Here is an 8,651-nt window from a genome sequence, read left to right as displayed (position 1 = left end):
CGCGCTGCTCGTGCTGGCGACGGTGGTCGGCCTCGGCTTCCTGGTGTTCCACAGCGCCCGCGCCGAGCAGACGCTGGGCGACGCGCTCTCGGCACTCGGTCTGGTCTCGAACTGGCGGTTCGGACTCGAGGGGCGCGACTACTTCTCGTCCACCGACGTCTCGCCGCTGCAGCACTTCTGGTCGCTGTCGATCGAGGAGCAGTTCTCGCTCGTGTGGCCGCTCCTCCTGCTCGCCGCCGTCGCGTTCCTCCCCGCGGCCGCACGGCGGGGCCCCGCGGCACGCCGGCTCACCGGCGTCATCGCCCTCGTGCTCGTCGCGGCCTCCGCGGCGGCCGCGGTGCAGCTGACCGCGACCGATCCGGCGGGGGCGTACTTCTCGACGCTCGCCCGGCCGGGGGAGCTCGGCGTCGGTGCCGTGCTCGCCGCCCTCGCGCCCGTCCTCGGCCGGATGGCGGCACCGCTGCGCGGCCTCCTCGCCTGGGGCGGGCTCGCGGTGGTCGTGGCATCCTTCGTCCTCATCGAACCGAACTCTCCGTTTCCCGCTCCGTGGGCAGCGCTCCCGGTGGGCGGTGCGGCGCTCGTCATCGCGGGCGGCATCGGGGGAGACCCGCGCCACCGCCACCTCTTCCCGCTCACCAACCCGCTGAGCGTCGCCCTCGGCAACGTCTCGTACTCGCTGTACCTATGGCACCTGCCCGCGATCGTGTTCGCGGAGGTCCTCCTCCCACCAGGACCCTTCTGGATGCCGATCGTGCTGCTGACCACCGCGGTCCTCACGGTCGCGACGTACCTGGGCGTCGAGCAGCCCATCCACCGTTCGCCGTGGCTCGAGCGGCGCCGTGCCGTGACGGAGGAGGAGCCGGTCGTGCCCGAGCCGCTCGCGCCGGCGCCCGTCTCGCGGTCGGCGGCACTCGCATCGCGCCCGGCCGGATGGGTGCCCGGCCAGCGCTACTACCCCGGTTCGCGTCCGCGGATGACGGAACCGGATGCCGTGCCCCCGGCGCCCGAACTTCAACCGGTGCCGGAACCGCAGCCGGCGCCGGCACCTCCCGCCCCCGAACCGCAACCGGAACCCGCCGTCACCCGCCCCCTCACCTGGGCCGCGTGGCGCGAACGCTTCTCCGCCCGCATGGGACTCGCCGCCGCCGTGCTCACGATCGGCGCGGGGGCGACGATGCTCGCGGTGTTCGTCGCCTACGGCGCTCCTGTCCTGCAGCTCCCCGGTCTCGTCGCCGCGCCGACCGCCGACCCGGCGGAAGTCGCCGATGCCCTGCCGACCCTGCAGGCGCAGCTCGCCGCCGCCGTCAGCGCGGACACCTGGCCCGACCTGCACCCCGGACTCGACGAGGTCATCCGCGAATCGTCGTCCGACAACCGGGCGCACGACTGCTTCACGCCCGACGTGGCCCCCGACCCCGCACACTGCACGTTCGGTGACCCCGAGGCATCCCGTCATCTGTATCTCGTCGGCGACTCCAGCGCGATGGCGTACGCGCCGGCGATCGCGAAGCTCGCGGAGCAGAGCGGGGGAGCGTGGCGCGCGACGACGGTCGGAATGTATGGATGCCGCTTCACCGACGTCCTGATCGAGAGCCGCGATCCGGCGGTCAACGCCGGGTGCGAGACGCGAAAGGCGCAGGTGCGGGCGATGGTCGCCGCCGACCCGGCCGACCTCGTGATCGTCTCGAACGCGTTCACGCTCGGCACGGCGGTGGGCGGGGCGTCGCTCGACCCGACGCAGCTGGCCGCGTCGACGTTCGCGGAGATCGGCGCGTGGGCGCCGGCCGGACGCACGGTCTTCCTCTCCCCACCGCCCCACGGCGCCGACCTGGACCGGTGCTACTCACCCGTGACGGGTCCGTCGGCGTGCCTGGCCGCCGTCGACGACGTGTGGACGCAGATGGAGACCGCGACCGAGGCGGAGGCCGCGGCCACCGGCAACAACGCCATCAGCGCGCTGCCGTTCACGTGCTGGCAGAACGTCTGTCCCGCGTTCGCGGGCGAGACGCCGGTGCGGTACGACGACACGCACCTGACGCCGGCCTTCGCCGAACGCCTGACCCCGATCCTGCAGCAGGAGCTGCAGTCGCGCGGGCTCTACTGAGGCGCGTCAGGCGTCGATGTCGTCGACTCCCGGCATCCAGGACGCGCCGGGCTTGCCCCACTTGCGCTTCTTCGCGATCTTCGCGACGGTCCGGCTGTCGTCCTCGTCGAGGCGGTCGACGTAGAGCACGCCGTCGAGGTGGTCGAATTCGTGCTGCAGGATCCGGGCACGCCAGCCGGAGACCTCGATGCGCACAGGCTCGCCCTCGAGGTCGACGCCCGTGAGGAGCGCCGCTTCCGAACGGCGCAACGGGAACCGCTCGCCCGGGAACGAAAGGCATCCCTCCGACTCCTCGTCGGGGTCGGGGTAGCCGGGCTCGAGCGGACGGATCCACAGCTCGGGGTTGATGACGACCCCGCGCCACGGCTGACCCTCATCGTCCTCGTACGTGTACGTGAAGATGCGCAGGCCGACGCCGACCTGTGGCGCCGCGAGGCCCACACCGGGGGCGGCATCCATCGTCTCGAACATGTCGGCGACGAGCGTGCGGATGTCGTCGGTGATCTCGTCGACGGGTGAGGCGGGGGCGTGCAGGACGGGATCGCCCATGATGCGGATAGGGAGAACGGCCACGTCACCAGCCTATGCGGCGATACGGCGGCTATCGTCGGAGGGTGATTCCGCTCGATGTCTCCCTCACCGACGGTATCGATCAGCTCGTCGGAGTCTTCCGCGATCCCCGCATTCTGCTCGGTATCCCCCTGGCGCTGCTGGGTGCGGTCTTCATGTCTTTCGGCGCGCAGTACCAGCACCGTGGGGTGCAGAAGGTCGAGCGCCTGTCCGGCAAGACGACCGGCGGACTCTCGCGGTCGCAGGTGACGTCGCTGCTCACCCGCCCGTCCTGGGTCGCCGGCACGCTGATGCTCGGCCTCGCGATCGTGTGTCAGCTCGCGGCCCTGTCGGTCGCTCCGCTGATCCTCGTGCAGCCCCTGGGCGCGATCGCGCTGGTGATCACGACGATCCTCAACGCCCGCGTGACCCATCACAAGCCGACGCGGCAGTCGCTCATCGCGATCGCCGCGTGCGTCGGCGGCATCTTCATCTTCGTGACGATCGCGGCGTTCTTCGCGACCGAGCACGTCGTCACCTCGCGCGAACTGCTGATCATCCTCGGCATCCTGGCCGTCGTGGTCGTGGTGTTCGGGGCGTTCTGGTTCCTCGTGCGGCGTCGCGCGCAAGCGCTGTTCTACATCATGGCCGCGGGCGTCATCTACGGTTTCGTCGCGACTCTCGCGAAAGTCATCATCAGCCGCATCCAGGCCGGGAACTTCGAGTGGCTGACGCTGCTGTGCGTCGTGGCGCTGCTCGCCGCGGTCGCGGTCGGCGCGTACTTCGTGCAGACGGCGTACTCGGTGGGCCCGCCCGACCTCGTGATCGCCGGTCTCACGGTCATCGACCCGATCGTGGCCGTGCTCATCGGCCTGTCGGTGTTGGGCGAGGCGTCGACGGCTCCCGCCTGGGCGCTGATCGGCTTCGTCATCGCCGGCGCGATCGCCACGTGGGGCGTCATCCAGCTGACGCGCCACCACCCCGAGGTGGCGGCGGACGGCAAGCCGAAGAAGCCCCGCGTCAGCTGACGGCTGCGCCGCGCCGAGCGCGCACGATCCGGTCGACCGCTCACGTTCCGGTCGACCCGTCCCTGGGCGTTCGACCCGATCGTGGGCCCTCGCGGGTGCGCGGGGCGCCAGATCACGTGACGTGGCCGAGCGCACCCCTCGTGGCGCGCCATCGCCCGTACGGTCGACCGGATCACGTGATCCGGCGGCTTCGGCGACGGGGGATGGATGCCGGTAGGCTCGGAACCCACAGGGGGCGGTGGCCAAGCTGGTCAAGGCAGCGGGCTCATAACCCGACGATCGTGGGTTCAAGTCCCACCCGCCCTACTCTCGGGTCTCCCCGGATCCGTCGGCCCGTGCGTGCGCGGGGCAGACGGGTACCCCCGCGGCTGGAAGGATCGTGGACATGACCCCACCCCGGACGCGACGCATCGCGCTGCCTGCCGTCGCCACGATGGCGGCGCTCGTCCTGGCCGGCTGCGCCGACGATCAGTTCGAGAGCACGCCGTCGGACACGGTGTACTGCGTCGACGAGCAGAACACGATCGTCGACGAGTCCCTCTGCGACGACACGAGCACGGGGCACAGCGGCGGGGGCTCGGCCCTGGCGTGGTTCCTCATCGGCCGCTACTCGGGCGGTCTCCCGGTGGGCTCGCGGCTGGACCCGGCGATGTCCACGTCCCGCTTCGCCGCGAGCGACGGGGCGGCGCGCGCGGCCGCGGGTCTGTCGTCGAGCGGGCGCGTGTCCAACGGGATCTCGGCATCCACGGGCAAGCCGGCCGGATTCGGCAGCGGCTCCGGGGGATCGGGCGGCAAGCCCGGCGGCTTCGGCGGCGACGGCGACGGCGCCCACGGGACGGGCGGCTGAGCATGCAGCGTCGTCTGATCCCGGCGCGTCCCGACTACCTCAGGAAGGTGCAGGAAGCGGGTCTCGTCTACACGCACGAGGACCCGCGGTCCGATCATCCCGAGCTGTACCGCTACTGGCGGGACGATGCCTACTACGAGATGACCGCCGACGAAATCGTCACCTTGGAAGAGGCATCCACGAGCATCTTCCGGATGCTCCAGGATGCCGGGGACTGGCTGTTGTCGCCCCAGGGGGCGTGGCATCTGCAGAAGTTCCAGATCCCGGCCGTCGCGATGCGCGCGGTCGTCGACAGCTGGAACGAGGAGCCGGCGTGCGGCTCGATCCTCGGGCGCTACGACTTCCGCTTCGGGGGCGTCACGCACCCCGACCCCGGCCTGCGGACGCCGAAGCTGTACGAGTTCAACGCCGACACGCCCACCTCGCTCGTCGAGTCGCTCGTGCAGTGGGACTGGTTCGAGGACAACCGGCCGCGGTTCACGCTCGAACCCGGCGGGCAGACGGTCTCGCAGTGGACCAACATGTACGAAGACCTCATCGCTGGCTGGAAGCGGAACCTGGCGCTCATCTCGGCGAAGATCGGCCACGAGCCGGTGGTGTTCTTCGCGTGCAGCGAGGTCGACCCCTCGCACGAGGACGAGATGAACACGCTCGTCCTCCGCGACACGTGCCAGCTCGCCGGCTATCGCGTGGAGACGATCTACATCGAGAACATCTGGCTCGGGGACGACGGCCGCTTCTACGCCGGGCAGGGCGGCGAGCACATCGACGTGATCTTCAAGCTGTACCCGTGGGAGCACCTCGCGCGCGAGGACAACGCCGACGCGATCTTCGCCGATCTGCTCCACTCCGGCCTCGACCGGAACCCCTACTCCGGCGGGACGATCTGGATCGAGCCGCCCTACAAGATGCTGTGGAGCAACAAGGCGATCCTCCCCGTCCTGTGGCACCTGTTCGGTAAGTCCGAGGACGGTCGGAAGTACCTCCTCCCCGCCTGGTTCGACGGCGACGAGCCGTTCTCCGTGAACCGCACCGGCTACGCGCGGAAGCCGATCCTCGCGCGCGAAGGCGCCGACATCACCCTGAATCACCCGAGCGGCGTGCGGATCCGCGGCGAGGAACAGGGCTACGGCGCGGAGGGTTTCATCGTGCAGGAACTCGCGGAACCGCCGCGGTTCCGGCGAAGAGAGGAGGGCGTCGACGTGAGCACCGTGGTCGGCGTGTGGATGATCGACGGCGAACCGTCCGGCATGGCCGTGCGCGAGAGCCGCGGCCCGATCACCGACAACTTCGCCAACTTCCTCCCGCACACGGTCGTGGGTGGCCCGCGATGACCTTCCTCTTCCCTTACGACGACGAGGACGACAGCGCACAGCCGATCTGCCCGTCCTGCGGCATCACGATGCATCCGCTCCTGGATGAGGGAGTGGATGCCGACGAGTGCCGGGAATGCGGCTTCCGGCTGGCGTGGTCGCGGTCCGGCGGACAGGACGACGACGACGGCTGGGACGACTGACCCGGATGTCGGGGGTCGCGTTTAGCGTTCTCGCGTGGCGGAGCGAGTCGAAGCGTGGTGGTCCCGGCGGCAGTGGTCGAAGGGCGCCGACGTGCCCTATGCGGTCGGCGCCTACCGCGAGGCGTGGGCGGCGTTCCCGGCGCTGATCCGGCAGTATCACCCCGACCTCAACGCGGGCATCGCCCTGAGCCAGGTCCCGCCGGCAGCGGACGTCCTGCTGCTGTGGCAGTGCGACTCCGGCCATCGGTTCGCCGCGACGCCGACCGAGCAGCGGCTCCGGCCGGGCCGCGAACGGCGGCGCAGCGCGTGGTGTCCGGAGTGCAGCGAGCTCGCCGCCCCGACCCGCGTCGTGGCGCTGCCGATGCGCGACTCCGTCGACGCGCCGTCACCGCCCCGGCCCGGCGTGCTGCGCGCCCGCAAGCCGAAGAAGACCCCGCCGCTGTGCGACAAGACGCCGAACGTCCCGCCCGGCGAGGCATTCGTCTCGGTGTGCGCGCCGCGCCCGGCCTCGGCGGTGGAGGACCGCGTCCGTGCCGACCTCTTCGCGCGGCTCGCTCTCGCCGAGGGTCTGAACGCCGTCCGCGTCGCCCGCCGGTTCTTCCAGCACCTCGAGGTGTGGCCCGACCTCGTGCTCCCCGAGCTGCGCATCGCGATCGAGTACGACTCGATCGGGCGGCACGGTCTCGAGCACGTCGGCCGACGCGAAGAGGCCGACCGGCGGAAGGATCGGGCCCTCCGCGCGGTCGGCGGGAGGTCGTGCGGCTGCGCACCGCAAGCTTGAAGCCCCTCGGGCCTCACGACCTGCAGCTGGCGGCGTGGAACCGCGCGGCGCTCGACCGGCTGATCGAGACGTTCCGCGGCATCCGGGGTCCGCTGCTGGTGGACGCGTATTCGCGGTGACGGGCGCCGGCTCAGGCCGTGCCCACCCCCGGCAGGATCTCCTTCAACAGGTCGTCCAGCGTCACGACGCCGAGCAGCCGTTCGCCGTCGACCACCGTGGCCAACTGCACGCGACCGCGGCGCATGCGGGCGAGAGCGTCGTACGCCGAGGCATCCGGTCCGAGCACGAGCGGATCCCGCGCGATCGCCGCGGCCGGCGTCGCCGGGGCGACCTCGAGCGTGTCGCGGACATGGGCGACCCGCGCCGCGGCACCGGTTCCGACGAGGATCCGGAGGTGCGTGGATGCCGCAGCCGCGGCCTGCACGTCGGCCGCCGTGGCATCCGCGGGGACGGCCGTGGGCGTCCGGTCGGTGCGGACGATGTCGCCCACCGTGAGCGTGCCGAGCTCGATCGCCTGCGCGATCGGCGCGGAGTACTGCTCGTCGAGGGTTCCCGCGCGGCGCGAGTGGGCCACGAGCTCACGGATCGTGTCGGCGTCCTGCCCGCCGGCGGCCGCCTTGTCGACCGGTTCGACGCCGGACGCGCGGACGAGGCGGTTCGCGATGCGGTTGATCCACAGGAGGAACGGCCGCAGCGGCCAGGTGAGGGAGCGGGCCAGGATGCCGGTCGCCTTCGCCGCGGTCTCGGGGTGCGCGATCGCCCACGATTTCGGCGCCATCTCGCCGATGACGAGGTGCAGGAAGGTCACCACGATCAGCGCCAGGAGGAACGCGAGGACGTCGGCGAGCACCGCGGGAAGCCCCCACTGCGCGAGGACGGGCGCGAGGGCGTAGTCGATCGCGGGCTTCGTGATCGCGCCGAGCAGGAACGTGCACGCCGTGATGCCGAGCTGCGCGAACGCGAGCATCACAGTGAGCTCGTTGACCCCGCGCAGGGCCGCGCGGGCCGAGGCGCTCGTCGCGGCCTCCGCCTCGAGGCGATGGCGGCGGGCGGCGAGCAGCGCGAACTCGACGATCACGAAGAACGCGCTCGCGACGATCAGCGCGGCGGTGATGAGGGTCACGACCCACCAGCTCATCGAGCCACCTCCTCGTCGGACGCCGCCGCAGCGGAACGATCCTGTTCACGCAGGCGAACGACCAGCTGCGAGGGGACGTGGCGATCGACCTCCGCGACCTCGATCTCGAGCCAGCGCTCCACGTCCAGACCCTGCACGACCTCGCCGGTACGCTCGGGCAGGTCGACGCGGACGACCGTGCCGACGCCCGGCAGATCGCCGTGCGCCTCGATCACGAGTCCGGCCGCGGTCTCGACGTCGCCGTCGGCGAGGTCGAGACCGATCAAGCGTTCGAGCTCGTCGAGGTGCAGGTCACCCGGCACCGTCCACGCGGAGTCGCCGACCGGCGTCACCTCGGCGATCTCGACGTCATGCTCGTCGGACAGCTCGCCGATGACCTCCTCGGTGAGATCCTCGATCGTCAGGATGCCGTCGAAGTTGCCGTACTCGTCGACCACGCACGCGAGTTCGTTGCGGCTGCGCCGCATCCGGTCGAGCGCAACGGGCAGCAGCATCGACGTCGGCAGCACGACCGCCGGGCGCATGACGGACGACACGGGGGCCATGGCATCCGGATTCTCGCGGAGGACGTCGATGAGCTCGACGACGCCGACGGGGGAGTCCTCGTCGGCGATCACCGGGTACCGCGTGTGCCCGGCGGCCATGAGGGTGCGCACCTCGCCCACCGTCGTGTCGGGGCGCACCGAGT

At 71.3% G+C, this 8,651-nt stretch carries 8 protein-coding genes, 1 tRNA gene and 1 pseudogene; 7 read left to right on the top strand and 3 right to left on the bottom strand.

The features are described 5' to 3' along the window. Window positions 1-2,104, top strand: a 2,104-nt coding sequence (locus I5G_RS04530) for an acyltransferase family protein (RefSeq protein WP_022877999.1), incomplete at its 5' end; no start/stop codon positions are given. Window positions 2,105-2,110: 6 nt separating this feature from the next. Here the strand turns inward: I5G_RS04530 and def are convergent. After that, entirely contained in the window at window positions 2,111-2,677 is a 567-nt protein-coding gene (gene def / locus I5G_RS04525) for a peptide deformylase (protein ID WP_022877998.1), read from the bottom strand. 41 nt (window positions 2,678-2,718) lie between these two features. Between def and I5G_RS20610 the strand changes: the two genes are divergently transcribed. From I5G_RS20610 to I5G_RS20600, 6 genes and pseudogenes are all read left to right on the top strand, one after another. Beyond that, a complete protein-coding gene (locus I5G_RS20610) occupies window positions 2,719-3,681 on the top strand; it encodes a DMT family transporter (RefSeq protein WP_022877997.1) in 963 nt (320 codons plus the stop codon). A 232-nt stretch (window positions 3,682-3,913) separates the two neighbouring features. After that, window positions 3,914-3,987 (top strand) — tRNA-Ile (locus I5G_RS04515). 79 nt (window positions 3,988-4,066) lie between these two features. Next, the gene (locus I5G_RS23900; protein WP_148286403.1) at window positions 4,067-4,528 is read left to right on the top strand and encodes a hypothetical protein; all 462 of its coding nucleotides are present in this window, start codon (window positions 4,067-4,069) and stop codon (window positions 4,526-4,528) included. A 2-nt stretch (window positions 4,529-4,530) separates the two neighbouring features. Further along, on the top strand, window positions 4,531-5,862 hold the full coding sequence (locus tag I5G_RS04505; RefSeq protein WP_022877995.1) for a glutathionylspermidine synthase family protein: 1,332 nt from the start codon (window positions 4,531-4,533) through the stop codon (window positions 5,860-5,862). After that, on the top strand, window positions 5,859-6,044 hold the full coding sequence (locus I5G_RS04500; RefSeq protein WP_022877994.1) for a zf-TFIIB domain-containing protein: 186 nt from the start codon (window positions 5,859-5,861) through the stop codon (window positions 6,042-6,044). Before I5G_RS04505 ends, I5G_RS04500 begins: the two co-directional genes overlap by 4 nt. Window positions 6,045-6,078: 34 nt before the next feature. Then, window positions 6,079-6,944 (top strand): annotated as a pseudogene (locus tag I5G_RS20600) (zinc-ribbon domain-containing protein). Between the two features lie 11 nt (window positions 6,945-6,955). Here the strand turns inward: I5G_RS20600 and I5G_RS04490 are convergent. Next, window positions 6,956-7,963: a CNNM domain-containing protein gene (locus I5G_RS04490; RefSeq protein WP_022877993.1), complete on the bottom strand. Its 1,008-nt coding sequence runs from the start codon at window positions 7,961-7,963 to the stop codon at window positions 6,956-6,958. Continuing rightward, a partial coding sequence (locus tag I5G_RS20595; RefSeq protein ID WP_022877992.1) for a CBS domain-containing protein occupies window positions 7,960-8,651 on the bottom strand: 692 nt, incomplete at its 5' end. The genes I5G_RS20595 and I5G_RS04490, both read right to left, overlap by 4 nt.

It is taken from the genome of Microbacterium sp. B19 (assembly GCF_000333395.1).
Lineage (GTDB): Bacteria > Actinomycetota > Actinomycetes > Actinomycetales > Microbacteriaceae > Microbacterium.
Note: the sequence above shows the minus strand (reverse complement) of the source record. Positions and strands in the feature narration are given on the sequence as shown.